The sequence below is a fragment of the Paenibacillus sp. JNUCC32 genome (assembly GCF_014863545.1).
Classification (GTDB): domain Bacteria; phylum Bacillota; class Bacilli; order Paenibacillales; family Paenibacillaceae; genus Paenibacillus_AQ; species Paenibacillus_AQ lautus_A.
The window spans coordinates 3,950,356-3,968,928 of the sequence record NZ_CP062260.1; the positions used below are offsets into that span (position 1 = coordinate 3,950,356).

The window sequence follows — 18,573 nt, forward strand, 5'->3', positions numbered from 1 at the left end:
GTTGCTAGCCGCGCATCCAGCGTGCCGCATCCTTCGAGAAATACGTAATGATAATGTCCGCACCGGCACGCTTCATTCCCGTCAGCAGCTCCATCACGATCGCCTGCTCGCTGATCCATCCCTGCTGAGCCGCCGCCTTGATCATGGAATACTCGCCGCTCACGTTGTAAGCGACGATCGGCAGATCAAACTGGTCTCTGAGCAATCGGACAACGTCGAGGTAAGCCATCGCCGGCTTCACCATCAGCATATCCGCGCCTTCCAGCACGTCCGTCTCCGCCTCGCGGAGCGCTTCCCTTACGTTAGCCGGATCCATTTGATAGGTTTTGCGGTCGCCGAACTGCGGAGCGGAGTCTGCGGCTTCGCGGAATGGACCGTAAAAAGCCGAAGCATACTTAACCGAATACGACATGATCGGCACATTATAAAATCCGGCTTCATCGAGTCCGGTACGAATGGCTTGGACAAAGCCGTCCATCATATTGGAAGGTGCGATGATATCCGCTCCCGCTTTCGCCTGGGAGACCGCCGTGCGAACGAGCAGCTCCAGCGACTCGTCGTTTAATACGTCGCCGCAGGTGTGACCGTCACGCTCGAAGGTATGGACCATGCCGCAGTGGCCGTGGTCGGTGAATTCGCACAGGCACGTGTCCGCAATGACCAGAAGATCGGGATGCCACGACTTAATGAGGCGGGTGGCCTCTTGGACGATTCCGTCATCCGCGAAACCGGACGTGCCTACACTGTCTTTTGTCTCAGGAATCCCGAACAGGAGCACGGCAGGAATCCCTAGATTTACGATTTCGTCCACTTCTTCCTTCAGGGTATCCAGCGAAAAATGATATACGCCAGGCATCGAGGAAATTTCGGATTTCACACCGCTGCCATAGGTCACGAAGATCGGCTGGACCAGATCCTCCGTATGAAGCACGGTCTCCCGGACCATGCTGCGAATGCCGGCATTTTGACGCAGCCGGCGATGGCGTACGATTGGAAAACTCATGACGTTGTACCTCCATAAGATGTAATTTAAATCATGTATTTAAAAGATAAGGATATTATGGCGTCGTTATACGGCGTGGATCGCTCTCGTTCCAAACACACAAGGCCTTGACCAGACTGTCGACCGTAGCTTCCTCGGCGAGGAGCGATACGTGCAGTCCGGCTTCCTCCGCGGTTTGCGCGGTCAGCGGTCCGATGCAAGCAATCGTCGATTCCTTCAGCAAATCGGCAGGCTCTGCCACGCCCATCCCCTTCAGCACTTTCAGCAGATTGGTAACCGTAGAAGAACTGGTGAACGTGACCGCATGAATGCCGCCGTCTTGAAGCAGCTTCAGCAGCTCATCATCGTCCTCGCCGCACAGCATGTTCTCGTATATCACGGCTTCCGTCACATGCAGTCCCATTTCCATAAGCTTCTCCGGCAGCCATCGGCGCGCGAGATCCCCGCGAGGCAGCAGCACGCGCTGGCCCGGCTGAAGCTCCGGACCGTAAGCATCGATAAGGCCCTCCGCCTGGTAACGCTCCTTGATCACTTCGGCGGTTATACCGAAATTCCCAAGAGCATCGGCTGTTGCGGGACCTACCGCGACGATGCGCGCCGAGGCCAAGGAGCGAATATCGCGTCCATGCTCCTTCAGGTGGCGGAAGAAAAACTCGACGCCGTTTACGCTGGTGAAGAACACCCAATCATACGTACCCAGCTTGTCCAGCGCTTCTTGAATCCCGGCAAGCACCTCGCCCTTCGAGGGCATCACCGTTTCAATGACGGGAAACTCATAAGGCTCCCCGCCAAGCTCCTCGATTTGGGATACCAATGAACTGGCTTGGCTCCTTGCCCTCGTGACCAGAATCCTTTTGCCGAACAGGGGCAGCCGTTCCGCCCACTTCAAGTGCTCCCGCTGAAGCACCACCTCGCCAACGACGATGACGGCAGGCGGCTGAAAATTCGCTGCCTTGACCTTGTCCTCGATGTCTGCCAGCGTTCCCGTCAGCGTATCCTGCTCCGCCCGGGTTCCCCATCTTATTAGAGCCACCGGCGTTTCCGGAGGCCTTCCATGCTTCATCAGCTGACGGCTGATATAACCGATCTTCGCCACGCCCATCATAAAAATCAAAGTCCCCGTCGCATGGGTCACCTTATCCCATTGAATCATGCGGTCCAGCTTCTCGGGGCTTTCATGTCCTGTAATGATGGATAAGGATGAGGCATGATCGCGATGCGTCACCGGAATTCCTGCATAAGCCGGCACGCTGATCGCCGAGGTGATCCCCGGGACGATCTCGTACATGATGCCATGACGATATAACAGCTCCGCTTCTTCGCCGACTCTTCCGAAGATCGTGGGATCGCCGCCCTTTAAACGGACCACCGTCTTGCCTTCCAAAGCATAATCCACCAGCAGTTGATTGATCTGTTCCTGTTTCATCGTATGCCGATCCGGAAGCTTGCCCACGTAGACCTTCTCTGCTCCGGGTTTCATCCAGCGCAGCAGCCGAGGACTGGCTAATCGGTCATACACCACGACATCCGCTTTTTCAATGCATTCTTTGCCTTTGATCGTAATCAGGCGCGCATCGCCCGGACCTGCTCCCACGAGATAAACCTTGCCTGCCATCCCCTCAACCCCTAACTTGTGCCAGTATCTTCTCCGCTCCTTTAGCTTTCAGCTTTGCGGCCACTTCCACTCCGAGCGCTTCAGGGTCGGTTCCTTCGGCGCTTTCCTTCAAGACGATTTCGCCGTCAGGAGAACCTACCATTCCTGTTAATTGTATAACGTTTTGTTCGCCGCGGGAATCTCCTGCCTCCACATTCTTCATGACGGCGTAAGCCCCGATCGGGACCTGGCATCCGCCGTTCAGTTCGCTTAGAAACTTGCGTTCCGCGGCGACGGTCCGCGCGGTTACTTCATCGTTATAAAGAGAGAGCAGATGCAGCAGCTCTTCATCGTTTTCACGGCACTCAATGCCGAGAGCGCCTTGGCCTACGGCAGGCAGACTGACTTCAACCGGCAGGTACGACGTGATCCGATCCTCCCAGCCCATGCGCTGCAGGCCCGCAGTTGCCAGAATGATGGCCTGAAACTCGCCTTCCTCCATTTTGCGAATCCGGGAATCGATGTTTCCCCTGATCCAATCGATCTGCAGATCAGGCCGATAGGCCTTGAGCTGGCTGGACCGGCGCAGACTGCTTGTCCCTACCTTGGCACCTTGAGGAAGGTCATCCAGCGTTGTCCCTTCTTTGGAGATCAGGCAGTCGCGAGGATCTTTTCTTGCGGGCACCGCCCCGGAAACCAGTCCTTCAGGCAGTACGGAAGGCATGTCCTTCATGCTGTGAACCGCCATGTCAATTTCGCCGTCCAACATGGCCTGCTCGATTTCTTTGACAAACAATCCTTTGCCGCCTACTTTGGAAAGGGTAACATCCAGTATGCGGTCGCCCTTGGTGACGATTTTCTTGACCGCGAAGTCATATTCCAATCCGTGCTCCTTGGCCAAACGCTTCAAATCATCGATAACCTGTCCTGTCTGTGTCAGTGCCAGAGCACTTTGTCTACTGCCAACTACGATTGTGCGCATCCTTCATTCCTCCTGATTCTTCTCAATCCACTGCTTGATTTCGTCCGGACTCCACGGCACATAACCTCCGCGGCGAATCTCCCCGAGCATGTCCATGCGGTATGCCTTTTGCAACAGCCGCCTGCGCGCGTCGGCGGATTTTACTTCATCCTTGATCATCGAACGTATCCTATATAAAAAATCCAGATAATCCTCATACTCCGGTCCGAACCGTTCTTCGAGCTCATCGCGTATATCGCGTGCGGCCATCGGCCCTGCTCCCGACGTGGACACGGCCAGCATAAGCCTTCCCCGCCGCAGCACCGTCGGATTGATAAACGTACCGGCATCGCCATCGCTGGCTACGTTAACCAGCACGCCAAGGCGATCGGCGTCCTCGGCTATCTTCAGGTTCAGCTTGGCGTCATCCGTTGCCGCATGGACCATAAACGCGCCTGCCGGATCGTCTGGCCGGTACTTCCGTTCCGTCCATTGAAGGGCCTTCTCTCCCGCCAAATGCCGGAGCGTCTCGCTTCTTAGTACAGGACTTACAATATGTACGCTTGCCCCGGCGTTCAGCAGGGTGAGCGCTTTGCGTTCCGCCACCTTGCCTCCGCCGACGATCAAGCATAAACGTCCCCTGCAATTCAGCAGGACGGGCACATAATGGTCATGCGTCATCAGCCGTCACACTCCTGACCAACTGTGGAAAGCGGACCACGTATTCAGAAAAAAGTTCAATATAATGAATCCATACCCGATTAAAGCCCATATGGCGGCCTCCCTGCCGGACCTTCTCCACAGTCGGCGTTTGATGAAATACACCATATACATCGCTAGCGCCGTCAGCGTAGACAATACTTTGATATCCAAAAACAGGGTCCACCGCCCGGCCATGGCCACTGACATTACGGCCAAGACAAGCGACATGACCAGAATAATCGTACCGGCCATCAGCGCTTTATAAGAATACACATCCAGCTTCTCCAGACTCGGCAGCCTGCGGACCGTATCATTCCACTGCTTGTGCTTCAGCTTCCGATGGAGAAACATGTAGATCGCCGCAAACACGGCCCCGACGGTCAAAGCGGCGAAGCTGATGCTCGCCAGGGCAATATGAATCAGCAAGAGACGGTGTTCCGTCTCCCAGCTGTACAATGCATTATCTCCTGCCGTGAACCACAAACGATTGACCAGCATCACGCAAAAACCGACGAGGTTGATGAGCAGGACGGCAAATTCCGAGCGTTTCATATACGCCAGGGCAATCGAAGTGATCGAAATGCAGAAGGCCAGCAGGAACAGGAAATCAAACAGCGTAAATACCGGGAAGTGGAAATGTCCGCCCTCCATGGCCCTGATGCCGATGCCCGCGAATTGCAGCAGCGCGGTAATGACAAGAAGCCCTGTGCCTATCCGCTTCGCCACCGAATTGCGTGAAATGCAATCCGAGATATAAAACAGAAGGCTCAGGGCATAGATACAAATGCCGGTGATATAAATTATGTTTAACAGCATGGGTTATACTCACCCTCCTCAAAGGGTGGCTGGGGCCAGAGACACCTTGAGCGGCTTCTCTTCTGCCTGCTGATCTACAGCATTCTTCGTCCGTTCAGCTTTAACGGGTGCAGTTGCTTTCTTGTTGCGGCCGCGGGCTTCCTGCTCATTCTCATGGATCAAGCTTTCCAGCGCAAAGATTTGTGAAAAATAATCCAATGCCTCGCCGCCCTGCTTGCCGCCCGTCATCTCCTTGATCCGGTTGATCGGATCGTGCATCATCTGGTTGACGATGCTTTTGGTCAAACGACGGATGACTTTACGTTGGCGTTCGTCCAGCTCCGGCAGCTTGTTGAACAAGCTTTCCATCGTTTCTTCATGAATGGCGTTCGATTTCTCCTGCAAGGCCCGAATCGCCGGTCTGACACCGAGCGTCTTCAGCCATGTGTGGAATGCATCCATCTCCTCTTGAATCATCACTTCGATCTTGGCTGCTTCCACTCGGCGCATTTCCAGATTGGTTTCCACAATGCCTTCCAGATCATCGATATCGTACAGGAATACGTTGGAGAGCTCCCCGACCGCCGGATCGATGTCCCGCGGAACCGCGATATCAATCATGAACAACGGGCGGGACTGGCGTTTCTTCATGCTCTCTTTAACCCGCTCCGCATTCAGAACATATTCATTCGAGCCTGTGGAGCTAATCACAATGTCGACTTCATTCAACAAATTCTTAGCTTCGGCGATGGTGCACGGCGTTCCTTTGAACTTGCGAGCCAGTTCCTCGGCACGGCCAAGCGTGCGGTTGGCCACGATCACTTCGGCCGCGCCGTTGGCATAAAGATGCTTCACGGTAAGCTCGCTCATCTTGCCTGCACCGAGTATCATCACTTTTTTATCGTTAAATGCGCCAAAAATCCGTTTACCCAGTTCCACCGCAGCATAGCTGACCGAAACCGCGCTCTCTCCGATCGAAGTTTCCGAATGCGCCCGCTTGCCGAGCGTAACGGCCTGCTTGAATAACATGTTGAACCAAGTTCCGGTGGCATCATGCTTTTGCGACGTCAAAAAAGCATTGCGCACCTGTCCCAGGATCTGCGTCTCTCCAATGACCATGGAATCCAAACCGCAGGTAACCTTAAACAGATGGGAAATGGCTTGTTCGTCTTCATATATATAGAGGTGCTGCGTAAATTCTTCACGATTAATGCCGAACCACTGTTCCATAAAACTGCGGATAAAGTAGCCGCACATATGAAGGCGGTCTACCACAACATAAATCTCAGTACGGTTGCAGGTAGCGACAATGACGCCCTCCAATACGCTCTTGGTCGAATTAAGCTGCTCTAACGCCTTAGGCATGTCTTCTTCCGAGAATGTAAAACGTTCTCTGACTTCCACGGGCGCCGTGCGATAGTTCAACCCAACAACGACGATGTGCATTGCATGTTCACCTGCCTATTTCTCCGAGTAGTTTTGCCGTTCACAACGGACTGCCTTGACCCTGTTCATTATATCACAGTATGCTGGGCAGCCTTGTCTATTTTATGAAATGTTTATGAAATCCCCATACTTCTTCATGCCATTCTTGAACATTCCTTCCTCTAGATCGCACCTTACTATTGTGGATATAGAACACCCTAGATATACGTATTATTTTCTACGAAATCTCATTTCAGAGAACGACGGCATGGAATCTTCATGAAACTTTCCCGTCTTCACAAAATAAATAACCATGGAAATATCCATGGTTATCAGAATACGCGTTTTTTTAAGGGCTGGATTAAACGAGCTCAGCCTGTTTCATCTCAGGCGTTTCCACGGTCATTTCGCCGAGTCCGCGCACGAGTTTCTTAGCATAGCATTTTTCAGGTTTCAAAGCGGATACCAGATAGTCAATAGCCAACTGCGGATCTACTGTCTCCCCGCAGGTATAACAGTCAATCGCAGCAAAACCTCTCTCAGGGTATGTGTGAATCGAGAGATGGCTTTCCGACAGCAACACCAGCACAGTCGCACCTTGTGGTTCAAACTGCTTGGATTGGACGGACAATACCGTTGCTCCACATGCTTCAGCGGCTTCCACCATCTGAGCTTGTAAAAATTCTGCACTGTTCAGTAGTTCAAAATCGACTCCCCAAGTATCAACAGCAACGTGTCTTCCGAAAGTTGAGTATTCCATCTTCCGGTTTCCCCCTTCCTAGGAATAAAATGTTTGAAAATTTCATCCGCTAGGACCTACGTCATTCACTTCCCGAGGGAATAATCTCTCGCAACATTACATGTCCTGAGTGAATCCTGGTTCCTATTTTCTTTTCAACGAGATTAAAAATAACATCTATGACGCTTAAATGCAACACCTTTTTCGAAAATAACCCATAAATATTTTACAGCTCAATATATGTGCATTTGAACCACATGGTGTCTCCGGCCCACGAAATAAATATCACCCGCTCTATGTTACATAAACATGCATGAAACCGAATTTTTAACGATAAATACACATAAAAAAAGCGCCCCTTGCGGGGCAGCCCTCCCTAAGCTTCAAGCACGAACAGGCGCTGATTAAACCGTCGCAGCCTTTCGTCTATCGTCTTCGTAATCAGTTTATCATTCCCTGCTGCAATCCGCTGGTCCAGAAGCACGTTGATATGATGCTGAATGGATTCGATCTCTTTCTCTGCTTCATTGCTGTTAAAGAGACGCTGCAGCTCGCCTGCCGTATTCTTGTACTCATAAATGACAATGCTGTCGTTCCCGGCGACTTGCGTAATTCGATGCACCGTTCCCGCATGGTAGTCGTAGCTCATCGTAAAGCCGCGATAAATCCGATTCACTTTACCTGATCCCTTAAAAGCCGCAAACAGTTTGCGTACGGCATTCGTCAGATGGGGAGTAACCAATCGGCATGACAGCTCACAGACGTACAAGCCATTCTTGCGTTCAAAGGGCAAATGAACTTCTTCCCCGCTTTCATCTTCGAGCACGAACTCCTGCTCTCCGCTATCCATGACTTTTACCCGGTTAGTGACCCGGAAAGCTTGGGTATATTGCAGAAATTGATCCATTTGAATATCCGTCATTTGCATTGTGGCATTAACATATTCTGTGGCTAACCGCTGAGCCATAAAAATCTCCCTCAATTCTTTTAACTTACTACCATTATACAGCAGATCCAAGCGGTCTTTCCTGCCGTTCGAATGAGAATATCCATCATATTTCATAAAAAAACGGAATTAGCCGGAATCAGAGCGATATTTCCCGCAAGATGCTCACTTTCCTGTAAAGAATGCACCGATTCCCTATAGCACCCTTGAAAAAACATCACAAACCCATCCGGATCAGACATGCTCGTTGCTGTCATTCTCCGAACCCGGGTGCGGCTCTTCCTCATGATCCTTCGTTCCCATATGGGACTCCATAATGGCCCATAACTCATCTTTACCCAAACCCAGCTCGGATGAAAACATGACAAAGGAATGATAGGGCTTGAAACCGAGCGTTTCCTTCACGATCTTCACATGCTTCTGGCGGCGCGTTTTCGGAATTTTATCCGCCTTGGTCGCGACTACGCACACCGGCCGGTTGTAATGCTGCAGCCATTCATACATGCTGATATCGTCTTTTGAAGGCGGGTGACGCATGTCCACAATCAATAATACAAGCTTCAGTTCTTCCCGGCTGAGCAAATATCTTTCAATCATTTCGCCAAATGCCGCACGCTGGGTCTTGGATACCTTCGCATAACCATAGCCGGGAAAATCGACCAGATACAGGTCGTCGTTCACCCGATAATAGTTGAGCTGCTGTGTCTTCCCCGGCGTGGCGCTTGTACGAGCCAGGTTCTTACGGGATATCATACGGTTAATCAGCGATGACTTGCCCACATTGGAACGCCCTGCCAGAGCAATCTCCGGCAAGGCGTCTTCAGGATATTGGGCAGGTACGACAGCGCTGATGACAAACTCGGCTTTCGTAACTTTCATAATGTAGACTTTCCTCTCTAGTGCACTCCCGCTTGTTCAACGAGCGCATGCTCCAGAACCTGATCCATATGGGATACCGGAACGAACTCCACGTCGTTCTTTACGCTGTCAGGAATATCACGCAGGTCGCGTTCGTTATCCTTAGGGAGCAATATTTTTTTGTACCCGGCACGGTGGGCTGCCAGCGACTTCTCTTTCAAGCCGCCAATCGGCAGTACGCGTCCCCGAAGTGTAATTTCACCCGTCATGGCCACGTCACGGGCTACATGCCGTTTGGTTAAAGATGAGATAAGAGCCGTCGCAATCGTAATGCCGGCTGAAGGGCCATCCTTCGGTATGGCTCCCTCCGGGATATGGATATGGACATCAAGCTTCTCATGGAAATCCGGATCAATGCCCAGCTCTACCGCTTTCGAGCGGGTAAAACTGAAGGCGGCTTGAGCCGATTCCTTCATCACGTCACCAAGCTTGCCCGTCAGCGTCAGCTTGCCGGTACCAGGCACCACGGTTACCTCAATGGTCAGCGTTTCGCCGCCCACTTCCGTCCATGCGAGCCCCGTGACCGTACCCACTTGATCTTCAAGCTCGGCCATGCCATAACGAAACTTCGGAATGCCGAGATAATCCTTGATATCGGCAGCCTTGATCTCGATGGATTCCGATTGCTGGGTCACGATCTGCTTGGCGGCTTTGCGGCACAGCGCCGCCACTTGCTGCTCTAGATTCCGCACGCCGGATTCACGGGTATATTCCCGGATCACCTTCATCAGCGCTTCCTCGTCCAGAATCAGCTGCTCAGGCTCAAGCCCATGCTCGCTCTTCTGCTTGGGCAGCAAGTAACGGTTGGCGATTTGGAGCTTCTCCAGCTCCGTATACCCCGGAATGTTCAGCACTTCCATCCGGTCCAGGAGCGGTCTTGGAATGTTATGAAGCACGTTCGCCGTCGTGACAAACATAACGTTGGACAGGTCAAAAGGAATTTCCACGAAATGATCGCTGAACGTATTGTTCTGCTCTGGATCGAGCACTTCAAGCAGTGCGGAAGACGGGTCCCCGCGGAAATCGGATGCCATCTTGTCGATTTCATCCAGCAGGAACACGGGATTCATCGAGCCCGCTGTTTTCATGCCTTGAATGATCCGTCCCGGCATAGCTCCGACATAAGTGCGCCGGTGACCGCGAATTTCCGCCTCGTCCCTTACCCCGCCTAACGAGACGCGAACGAACTTGCGCTCCAGGGAACGGGCGATGGACCGGGCAAGCGATGTTTTACCGACGCCCGGAGGGCCGACCAGGCACAAAATAGGCCCCTTCATCTTCTTCACCAGCTTCTGGACCGCCAAATATTCCAGCACGCGTTCTTTCGGCTTCTCGAGACCGTAATGATCCTCGTCCAGCACTTGCTCCGCTTTGACGATGTCCAGATCATCCTCGGTTTTGTTCGTCCACGGCAGCGCCAGCAGCCAATCCACATAGTTCCGGATAACGCCGCCTTCCGCAGAGCTCGCCGGCATTTTCTCGAGTCGGTCGATTTCCTTCTCTACCTTCTCCTGGACGCGTTCCGGCAGTTCAAGCTCCTGAAGCTGGCTTCGGAGTTCCTCTACTTCCCCGGCACGGCCTTCCTTGTCGCCAAGCTCTTTCTGGATGGCCTTCATCTGTTCGCGCAAATAGTATTCCTTCTGGGTCTTCTCCATTTGCTTCTTGACCCGCTGGTTGATCTTACGCTCCAGCTCCAGCACTTCGCGCTCGTTATTCAGTATATCTAGAAGTTTCTCGAGCCGTTTGCGAACGTCGATTGTTTCGAGAATTTCTTGCTTATCCTTGATCTTCAGCGACAAATGACTCGTAATGACGTCCGCCAGCCGTCCTGGCTCATCGATATCGGAAACGGCCGCCAGTGTCTCAGGCGTCACTTTCTTCGACAGATTGATATAATTCTCAAACTGAGACAGTACGGTTCGCATTAATGCGGAGACTTCAGGATCATGGTTCTCCTCTTCGGGAAGCTCCCGAGCGATGACCTCGTAGTATTCCTCTTGATCCGTATATTCAATAACTTCCGCCCGTTCCATACCCTCCACTAGCACACGTATGGTACCGTTTGGAAGCTTAAGCATCTGGCGTACATTCGCAACTGTGCCAATCCGAAAAATATCATCCTGCGTCGGTTCTTCAATGTTCACTTCCGATTGAGAACATAGGAGAATCAAATTGTCTTCAACCATCGCCTTTTCTAAAGCCTTTACCGATTTCTCCCGGCCTACGTCCAAGTGAAGCACCATGCTTGGATAGACCAGAAGACCTCTTAAAGGCAGTAAAGGAAAACGACGACCTTTGGATTTACTGGGTCCCATCGCTTTCGCACCTCCAATGGCTCTCAATGTTGACACTATTCCTATTTTATCAAATCTGCGTATAAAAAACCAACTATACGAGGCTTAACATCCTCCGGCATCCGTTATTTTTCCGTTGCGCGGAGGCGTGGCCTGCAGCAATGAAGCGGAAGAGGATGGAAATACCTCGTTTCCGGGAAGCTGTATCACCTCCGGAGCGAACGTACCGCCAAAGATATGCCCGAAAACTTCATCCACCGATTCCACCGGAATCACCCGCAAGCCCCCGCTCAAATCCTGGAACAAGGTCTGCCAATTGTCCTTAGGGATGATCACGCGGGTCGCGCCTGCCTGGAATGCCGCCTCCACCTTGGCGATGACTCCGCCAATCGGCTTCACTTTTCCATGGATGCTTATCTCGCCGGTCATCGCTACCTTGTTATCGACTTCAACCCCTTTGATGGCCGACACGATGGCCGTAGCCATCGCAATGCCGGCGGAAGGGCCGTCGATCGGCGTTCCTCCGGGAAAATTGATATGCAGGTCATAGTTTTTGGGCGTAAAGCCCATCGAGCCCAGCACGGTCAGCACATTCTCGATCGAGCCTTTGGCCATGCTCTTGCGGCGCAGCTTGCGCGAGCCTCCGCCAAATTCCTCTTCATCCACTACCCCGGTGATATTGTAGGTACCCCGGCCCTCCTCGACAGGAACCGCAGATACTTCAATTTCTAGCAGAGCCCCCATATTCGGGCCATATACGGCCAATCCGTTAACTACCCCAATCTGCGGCTTCTCCGGTATTTTCCGGTCGGGCCTTGGCTGCAGCTGGCTGCTGCTGGCTACCCATTCAACATCCGCCGCGCGGAGGGCATCCCGCTTCTCGGTCAATGCCAGACCGGCCGCCAATTGAATCATATTGACCGCTTCCCGGCCGTTGGAGCAGTACTGCTTCACGACTTCTACCGCTTCCGGCGGAGCATTCAGGCCAATCTTCTGAATGGCATCCTCCGCAATCTTGCCGATCTCTTCAGGCAGAAGCGGACGGAAAAAAATCTCCATGCAGCGCGAGCGAAGTGCAGGAGCAATCTCTTCCGGCGAACGTGTCGTAGCACCAACCAGGCGGAAGTCCGCCGGAAGCCCATTTTGAAAAATATCGTGAATATAAGCGGGCGTATTGGCATCCTCTGAATTATAATATGCGCTTTCCAGCAGCACCTTGCGGTCCTCCAGCACTTTTAAAAGCTTATTCATCTGGATGGGATGCAATTCCCCAATTTCGTCAATAAACAGGATTCCCCCATGGGCCTTGGTCACCGCGCCCGGCTTCGGCTGAGGGATGCCTGCCACCCCCATGGCACCGGCGCCTTGGTAAATCGGATCATGAACAGAACCGATGAGCGGATCGGCAATTCCACGTTCATCGAAACGGGCCGTCGTTGCGTCGATCTCCGTGAATTTCGCGTCGTATTTAAACGGCGATTGCGGGTTCTTCTTGGCTTCCTCCATCACCACGCGGGCAGCAGCGGTCTTACCGACTCCCGGAGGACCGTATACGATGACATGCTGAGGATTCGCGCTGCATAGCGCGGCTTTTAAGGCGCGCAAGCCGTCCTTTTGCCCCACAATGTCATCCATGGTTTGCGGCCTTGTTTTCTCGGCGAGCGGTTTCGTTAACGATACCGACCGGAGTTTGCGGAGTTTATCCAGCTCCTTGCGCGATTCCCGGTCCACCGCTGTTTTGCTTGTCTTCTGTCCACGCAATAAATTCCAAAAATAAATGCCGATGATGACTGCAAAAAACAGCTGCACCAGCATAATCACGATACTTAAATTCACAAGTCATTCCTCCTGTACTCCATTATGTCTTCATCCAAACGTTAATACATGGTAGTATTGCCGATTCCTCGGATGGTAAAACGCAGGAGGCGGAAAAGTATCAAAAAGTGGATGGAGACGCTTAGGTGAGACGCTCCAATGAGACGCTCCGCGTACGTATCGTTCCTCCGATCGCTGTTGTTTCCGAATTTCATGAATGAGGATAGTAATGTAGAAACTCGGCAACAGCTTATCCTTCCGATGCGAGTTTTCCTGCGGTAAACTTTTAGCCGACCGCTTCGAATCGATTCGTCCGCTCCGCTGGTGCGGCGCATGGCATCCTTCTTCATCGTGGGGGGTGGGGAGAGGGGAGAGCTGAACTACATTTATCAGAAGCTCAATAAAGAGCCAATATACTTGGGACAACAGAACGCCTCTTTGCAACTTTGTACTAATAAGTAGACCGCTCTTTTGTTTGACATTGTTATACCTTATTCCTTAAAAATACATTCAAACAAAAATGTAAGAAACAGACTTTGGACGTCCTTGGACCTTTTGTTTCCTAAAAACAAACAAAACGGCAGTCTCAATTAGCCAGAGACTGCCGTTTCAATATAAGTGGTTATTACAATAACTTAGTGATCAAGCTCAGACCGTGGATTTGTGCTTGCGCCCCGGGATTTCGCCGGTTTCCTCATACACCTTCACGATATGATCGATTTCTTTCTTAAGCTCTTCCACCATGGTGGCTTCCGGAACTTTGCGGATCATCTCTCCGTAACGGAAGAGCAAACCTTCCCCACGAGCGCCGGCAATACCGATGTCGGCTTCTCTGGCCTCACCGGGACCGTTCACGGCGCAGCCCAAGACGGAAACCTTGATCGGCACTTTAATCTTCGAGATGTACTCCTCCACCTCATTGGCGATGGAGAACAAATCGATATCCAGCCGTCCGCAAGTCGGGCAGGATACCAAGGTTGCCGCATCCGAGATCAGACCGAAGGATTTTAGAAGCTCCCGGCCAACCTTGATCTCTTCGACCGGATCGGCGCTCAAGGAAATACGCATCGTGCTGCCGATGCCTAGGGACAAGAGCGCCCCAAGACCGGCCGCGCTCTTCACGGTACCCGAGAAGAGGGTGCCCGCTTCGGTAATCCCCAGATGAAGCGGGTACGGAATCACTTCCGCCGCCTTGGTGTACGCCGCAATGGCCATCGGCACATCAGACGCTTTAAGCGAAACGATGATATCGTGGAAGTCCAGTTCTTCCAAGATGCCGATATGATACAAGGCGCTCTCTACCATGGCTTCCGGTGTCGGATACCCGTATTTTTCAAGAAGGTGATTCTCCAGGGAACCGGCATTCACCCCGATCCGAATCGGAATCCCCTTCTCCTTGCATGCCTTCACGACGGCTTCGACCTTTTCGCGCTTACCGATGTTCCCCGGATTGATCCGGACTTTATCGATACCGTTCTCGATCGCCATCAGGGCGAGCTTATAGTTAAAATGAATATCCGCCACGAGCGGGATATGAATGCGTTTCTTGATTTCTTTGATGGCAGCAGCTGCTTCCTCATTGTTTACCGTTACCCGGACGATCTGGCATCCCGCTTCCTCCAGGCGCAGTATCTCGGCAACGGTTGCCTCCACGTCTGCTGTTTTGGTGGTGCACATGCTTTGAATAATGACTTCGTTCTTTCCCCCAATGGTAAGGTTCCCCACCTTGACGGGCCGTGTGTCTTGTCTCAAAAACATGGTACGATCTCTCCCATATAACGCCAAAGCTCCACTCCAGCAAAGCCCGTTTGGGCATAACTGGAAGTGGAGAATCAGCGTAGATTTATTCCACGTCTAAAACGCTATAACGCATTAGGCGCTTTCTTCTTGTTTCTTGTCGTCTTCGTTAGCTTTGGTTTGAAGCTCAGGAATCACTTTATCCCGAACGACCTGCTCCGTAATGACGCAATCCTTGATGTCATCCCTGGACGGCACTTCATACATCACGTCAAGCATGATGCTTTCGATGATGGAACGCAGTCCGCGTGCACCCGTATTGCGCTTAATGGCTTCGCGGGCAATCGCTTCAAGTGCGCCCGGCTCAAACTTGAGGTTCACGTTATCAAACTCAAGCAGCTTTTGGTACTGTTTGGTCAGCGCGTTTTTAGGCTCGGACAGAATACGGACCAATGTCGCCTCATCCAGCGGCTCGAGCGTGGACACGACCGGCAGACGGCCGACGAATTCCGGAATCAATCCGAATTTCAACAGATCCTCCGGCAGAACCATCGTCAGGTATTCACCTGGCTTAAGATCCTTTTGGCTTTCTCCGGATGCATTGAAGCCGATGACCTTTTTGCCGATCCGGCGTTTGATGTACTGCTCCAAACCGTCAAACGCACCGCCGCAAATGAACAGGATGTTCGTTGTATCGATCTGGATGAATTCCTGATGCGGATGCTTGCGTCCACCTTGCGGCGGCACGGAAGCAACGGTTCCCTCCAGAATTTTCAGGAGAGCCTGCTGAACCCCTTCACCGGAGACGTCACGCGTAATGGACGGATTCTCCGATTTGCGGGCCACTTTGTCGATCTCATCAATATAGATAATGCCGCGTTCTGCTTTTTCCACGTCATAATCCGCAGCTTGAATCAGCTTCAGCAGAATGTTCTCAACATCCTCACCCACGTAACCGGCTTCGGTCAGCGAGGTTGCGTCTGCAATAGCAAACGGCACGTTCAAAATTTTGGCCATCGTTTGCGCAAGCAAGGTTTTACCGGAACCTGTAGGTCCGAGCAGCAAAATATTACTCTTTTGCAATTCGACGTCCTCGATCTTGCTCTGGGTGTTGATGCGCTTGTAGTGATTGTAAACGGCAACCGAAAGGGATTTCTTCGCTTGATCCTGTCCGATTACGTATTGATCCAGGATATCGCGGATTTCACGCGGTTTCGGAATATCCTTCAGATCCACTTCTTCCTCGTGTCCGAGCTCTTCCTCTACGATCTCCGAACACAAGTCGATGCACTCGTCACATATATAAACACCGGGCCCCGCAACCAGCTTGCGGACCTGCTCCTGCGATTTGCCGCAGAAGGAGCACTTCAGCTGCCCTTTGTCATCGTTAAATTTAAACATGCTATTACCACCCCTTAAGATTTGGTCGGTGAAGACAGAACATCATCAATAATACCGTACGCCTTCGCTTCCTCCGCGCTCATGAAAAAGTCGCGGTCTGTATCGCGTTCGATTTTTTCAAGGGGCTGACCCGTGCGCTCCACATAGATTTGATTCAGTTTTTGTCTGGTCTTGATGATCCAATCTGCATGGATTTGGATATCGGATGCCTGACCTTGAATGCCTCCGAGCGGCTGATGAATCATCACCTCACTGTTCTCGAGAGCATATCGTTTGCCTGGCGCTCCTGCAGTAAGCAACAATGATCCCATGCTGGCGGCCATGCCGACGCAAATCGTGGATACATCAGGCTTGATCAACTGCATCGTATCATATATACCCATCCCGGCCGTTACCGAACCGCCAGGGGAATTGATGTACAAAGAGATGTCTTTTTCCGGATCTTCCGCAGCCAGAAACAGAAGCTGGGCAATAACAAGATTGGCAACATCGTCATCGATCGCACTGCTGAGGAATATAATGCGATCCTTCAGTAATCTTGAGTAGATATCGTAAGATCTTTCGCCTCGACTGGTTTGTTCAACAACCATAGGTACAAGACTCATGCGACCAACCTCTTTTCCTTGAAAAATATACTACAGCGTTACAAAAGTTATTCTAACATGTTCAAAGCACGATGTCATTTTTTAACCCTGTTTACATTCTATGAACTTGCCAAGAATTATATCCTGCCAACTTGTCTCATTATGTATGTCGAAATTTATAACCAATTCATGTCACATTTAGTAGTAAATTGGCTATTCTTAGTTAAAAATAAGGCACGCATGAAATGTACGTGCCTTATCTAATGTGAGGGCAGCTTTTCGCAGCCGCCTATTTATTATTCTTCAGTTGCTTCTTTTTTCTCAACAGGAGCGCCTTCTACGCTGTTTTCCAGCAAGAAGTCGATCGTTTTGCGAAGAAGCAGTTCTTCACGAAGGCTGTCGAGGGAACCGTTAGCACCGAGGATGCTGCGGATTTCATCAGCGGAACGCTTGTACGTATCAGCCATGTTTTCCAGCTCTTTGTTGATTTCTTCTTCGGATACTTCGAGTTTCTCTTCCTTCGCGATTTGCTCCAGCACGAGGTTGTTGCGAACGCGTTTTTCAGCATCGTCCTTCATTTGGCCTTCCAGATCGGCATTGGTTTGGCCGGAGAAGCTCAGGAACATTTCCAGGTTCATGCCTTGCTGGCGAAGACGGTTGTCGAAATCGCGCATCATGTTTTGAACTTCGGATTGAATCATGGCTTCCGGAATTTCAACTTCAGCGTTTGCTGCTGCTTTTTCAACGGCTTCGTTCTCACGAACGCCTTGGGCTTCTTGCTCTTTGCGAGTCAGCAATTGCTTCTTCAGATCTTCCTTGTACTCATCAAGCGTATCGAACTCACTAACGTCTTTAGCGAATTCATCATCCAGCTCAGGAAGCTGTTTGCGTTTGATTTCGTGCACTTTCACTTTGAAGACGGCTTGTTTGTTAGCCAATTCTTCAGCATGGTAAGTTTCAGGGAAGGTCACTTCCACGTCTTTGAAGTCTCCTGTAGCCATACCGATGACTTGGTCTTCAAAGCCTGGAATGAACGTGTTGCTTCCAAGCTCAAGGGAATAACGCTCAGCTTGTCCACCTTCGAAAGGAACGCCGTCGACGGAACCGTCGAAGTCGATTACAACGATATCGCCGGACTGGGAAGCACCTTCGTCGATAACGGTAAGCTCAGCATGACGTTGTTGCAGACGCTCAAGCTCTTCGTTCAGTTCCTCGTCGGAAACTTCTGCAGCTACTGCAGCAACTTCGACGCCCTTGTATTCGCCAAGCTTAACTTCCGGCTTCACGGTTACTCTAGCTTTGAACTTGAAAGTTTCGCCTTTAGCGAACTGCTCGATGTCCACTTCCGGACGATCCACAGGGAAGATATCCGCTTGTTCCACAGCTTCGCTGTATACTTCCGGAAGAAGGATGTCGATTGCATCCTGATACAGGCTCTCTACGCCAAAACGCGCTTCAAAGATCGGCCGAGGCACTTTACCTTTACGGAATCCAGGTACATTTGCTTTTTTAGCTACTTTATTAAAAGCCTTGTCGAGAGCGGATGCAACGCGCTCCGCATCAACCTCAACGTCAAGAACGCCAAGGTTCTTCTCTATTTTTTCCCAAGTTGCTTTCATTTATGCTTTCCCCTCCAAAATAATTCACGTGGTCGACGCA

The 18,573-nt window shown here is 51.5% G+C and carries 15 protein-coding genes; all 15 read right to left on the reverse strand.

Going from position 1 to position 18,573, the window contains the following annotated elements; all coding sequences use genetic code 11:
• Nucleotides 1-4: 4 nt before the first annotated feature.
• Nucleotides 5-1,003: a porphobilinogen synthase gene (gene hemB / locus JNUCC32_RS17820; protein WP_096775398.1), complete on the reverse strand. Its 999-nt coding sequence runs from the start codon at nucleotides 1,001-1,003 to the stop codon at nucleotides 5-7.
• A 55-nt stretch (nucleotides 1,004-1,058) separates the two neighbouring features.
• Nucleotides 1,059-2,618 carry a uroporphyrinogen-III C-methyltransferase gene (cobA, locus tag JNUCC32_RS17825; RefSeq protein ID WP_192569332.1) on the reverse strand — a complete coding sequence of 520 codons (1,560 nt, stop codon included), beginning with the start codon at nucleotides 2,616-2,618 and terminating at the stop codon, nucleotides 1,059-1,061.
• A 4-nt stretch (nucleotides 2,619-2,622) separates the two neighbouring features.
• On the reverse strand, nucleotides 2,623-3,579 hold the full coding sequence (hemC, locus tag JNUCC32_RS17830) for a hydroxymethylbilane synthase (protein WP_145038565.1): 957 nt from the start codon (nucleotides 3,577-3,579) through the stop codon (nucleotides 2,623-2,625).
• 3 nt (nucleotides 3,580-3,582) lie between these two features.
• The gene (locus JNUCC32_RS17835; protein ID WP_192569333.1) at nucleotides 3,583-4,239 is read right to left on the reverse strand and encodes a precorrin-2 dehydrogenase/sirohydrochlorin ferrochelatase family protein; all 657 of its coding nucleotides are present in this window, start codon (nucleotides 4,237-4,239) and stop codon (nucleotides 3,583-3,585) included.
• A gap of 6 nt (nucleotides 4,240-4,245) precedes the next feature.
• The gene (gene ccsA, locus JNUCC32_RS17840) at nucleotides 4,246-5,076 is read right to left on the reverse strand and encodes a cytochrome c biogenesis protein CcsA (RefSeq protein ID WP_009594011.1); all 831 of its coding nucleotides are present in this window, start codon (nucleotides 5,074-5,076) and stop codon (nucleotides 4,246-4,248) included.
• Nucleotides 5,077-5,094: 18 nt separating this feature from the next.
• A complete protein-coding gene (gene hemA / locus JNUCC32_RS17845; protein WP_009594030.1) occupies nucleotides 5,095-6,501 on the reverse strand; it encodes a glutamyl-tRNA reductase in 1,407 nt (468 codons plus the stop codon).
• 340 nt (nucleotides 6,502-6,841) lie between these two features.
• Nucleotides 6,842-7,240: an adenosylmethionine decarboxylase gene (speD, locus tag JNUCC32_RS17850; RefSeq protein ID WP_006208786.1), complete on the reverse strand. Its 399-nt coding sequence runs from the start codon at nucleotides 7,238-7,240 to the stop codon at nucleotides 6,842-6,844.
• A 355-nt stretch (nucleotides 7,241-7,595) separates the two neighbouring features.
• The gene (locus tag JNUCC32_RS17855; RefSeq protein WP_015734002.1) at nucleotides 7,596-8,186 is read right to left on the reverse strand and encodes a hypothetical protein; all 591 of its coding nucleotides are present in this window, start codon (nucleotides 8,184-8,186) and stop codon (nucleotides 7,596-7,598) included.
• Between the two features lie 213 nt (nucleotides 8,187-8,399).
• Nucleotides 8,400-9,044 (reverse strand): ribosome biogenesis GTP-binding protein YihA/YsxC, encoded by a 645-nt coding sequence (gene yihA / locus JNUCC32_RS17860; RefSeq protein WP_096775393.1) that lies wholly within the window; start codon nucleotides 9,042-9,044, stop codon nucleotides 8,400-8,402.
• Between the two features lie 17 nt (nucleotides 9,045-9,061).
• On the reverse strand, nucleotides 9,062-11,398 hold the full coding sequence (gene lon, locus JNUCC32_RS17865; protein ID WP_090910454.1) for an endopeptidase La: 2,337 nt from the start codon (nucleotides 11,396-11,398) through the stop codon (nucleotides 9,062-9,064).
• Nucleotides 11,399-11,482: 84 nt separating this feature from the next.
• Nucleotides 11,483-13,192: an ATP-dependent protease LonB gene (gene lonB, locus JNUCC32_RS17870; RefSeq protein ID WP_374705900.1), complete on the reverse strand. Its 1,710-nt coding sequence runs from the start codon at nucleotides 13,190-13,192 to the stop codon at nucleotides 11,483-11,485.
• 648 nt (nucleotides 13,193-13,840) lie between these two features.
• Nucleotides 13,841-14,950 carry a flavodoxin-dependent (E)-4-hydroxy-3-methylbut-2-enyl-diphosphate synthase gene (ispG, locus tag JNUCC32_RS17875; protein WP_009590416.1) on the reverse strand — a complete coding sequence of 370 codons (1,110 nt, stop codon included), beginning with the start codon at nucleotides 14,948-14,950 and terminating at the stop codon, nucleotides 13,841-13,843.
• Nucleotides 14,951-15,064: 114 nt separating this feature from the next.
• Nucleotides 15,065-16,330, reverse strand: a complete 1,266-nt coding sequence (gene clpX, locus JNUCC32_RS17880) for an ATP-dependent protease ATP-binding subunit ClpX (RefSeq protein ID WP_009590414.1) — start codon at nucleotides 16,328-16,330, stop codon at nucleotides 15,065-15,067.
• Nucleotides 16,331-16,344: 14 nt separating this feature from the next.
• Nucleotides 16,345-16,935 (reverse strand): ATP-dependent Clp endopeptidase proteolytic subunit ClpP, encoded by a 591-nt coding sequence (clpP, locus tag JNUCC32_RS17885; RefSeq protein ID WP_009590407.1) that lies wholly within the window; start codon nucleotides 16,933-16,935, stop codon nucleotides 16,345-16,347.
• A gap of 275 nt (nucleotides 16,936-17,210) precedes the next feature.
• Nucleotides 17,211-18,533, reverse strand: a complete 1,323-nt coding sequence (gene tig / locus JNUCC32_RS17890) for a trigger factor (protein WP_036662679.1) — start codon at nucleotides 18,531-18,533, stop codon at nucleotides 17,211-17,213.
• Between the last annotated feature and the right edge of the window lie 40 nt (nucleotides 18,534-18,573).

Coding starts and splice junctions, on each gene's coding strand:
- hemB (WP_096775398.1), bottom strand. CDS start 1,003: ATGAGTTTTCCAATCGTACGCCATCGCCGGCTGCGTCAAAATGCCGGC.
- cobA (WP_192569332.1), bottom strand. CDS start 2,618: ATGGCAGGCAAGGTTTATCTCGTGGGAGCAGGTCCGGGCGATGCGCGC.
- hemC (WP_145038565.1), bottom strand. CDS start 3,579: ATGCGCACAATCGTAGTTGGCAGTAGACAAAGTGCTCTGGCACTGACA.
- JNUCC32_RS17835 (WP_192569333.1), bottom strand. CDS start 4,239: ATGACGCATGACCATTATGTGCCCGTCCTGCTGAATTGCAGGGGACGT.
- ccsA (WP_009594011.1), bottom strand. CDS start 5,076: ATGCTGTTAAACATAATTTATATCACCGGCATTTGTATCTATGCCCTG.
- hemA (WP_009594030.1), bottom strand. CDS start 6,501: ATGCACATCGTCGTTGTTGGGTTGAACTATCGCACGGCGCCCGTGGAA.
- speD (WP_006208786.1), bottom strand. CDS start 7,240: ATGGAATACTCAACTTTCGGAAGACACGTTGCTGTTGATACTTGGGGA.
- JNUCC32_RS17855 (WP_015734002.1), bottom strand. CDS start 8,186: ATGGCTCAGCGGTTAGCCACAGAATATGTTAATGCCACAATGCAAATG.
- yihA (WP_096775393.1), bottom strand. CDS start 9,044: ATGAAAGTTACGAAAGCCGAGTTTGTCATCAGCGCTGTCGTACCTGCC.
- lon (WP_090910454.1), bottom strand. CDS start 11,398: ATGGGACCCAGTAAATCCAAAGGTCGTCGTTTTCCTTTACTGCCTTTA.
- lonB (WP_374705900.1), bottom strand. CDS start 13,192: ATGCTGGTGCAGCTGTTTTTTGCAGTCATCATCGGCATTTATTTTTGG.
- ispG (WP_009590416.1), bottom strand. CDS start 14,950: ATGTTTTTGAGACAAGACACACGGCCCGTCAAGGTGGGGAACCTTACC.
- clpX (WP_009590414.1), bottom strand. CDS start 16,330: ATGTTTAAATTTAACGATGACAAAGGGCAGCTGAAGTGCTCCTTCTGC.
- clpP (WP_009590407.1), bottom strand. CDS start 16,935: ATGAGTCTTGTACCTATGGTTGTTGAACAAACCAGTCGAGGCGAAAGA.
- tig (WP_036662679.1), bottom strand. CDS start 18,533: ATGAAAGCAACTTGGGAAAAAATAGAGAAGAACCTTGGCGTTCTTGAC.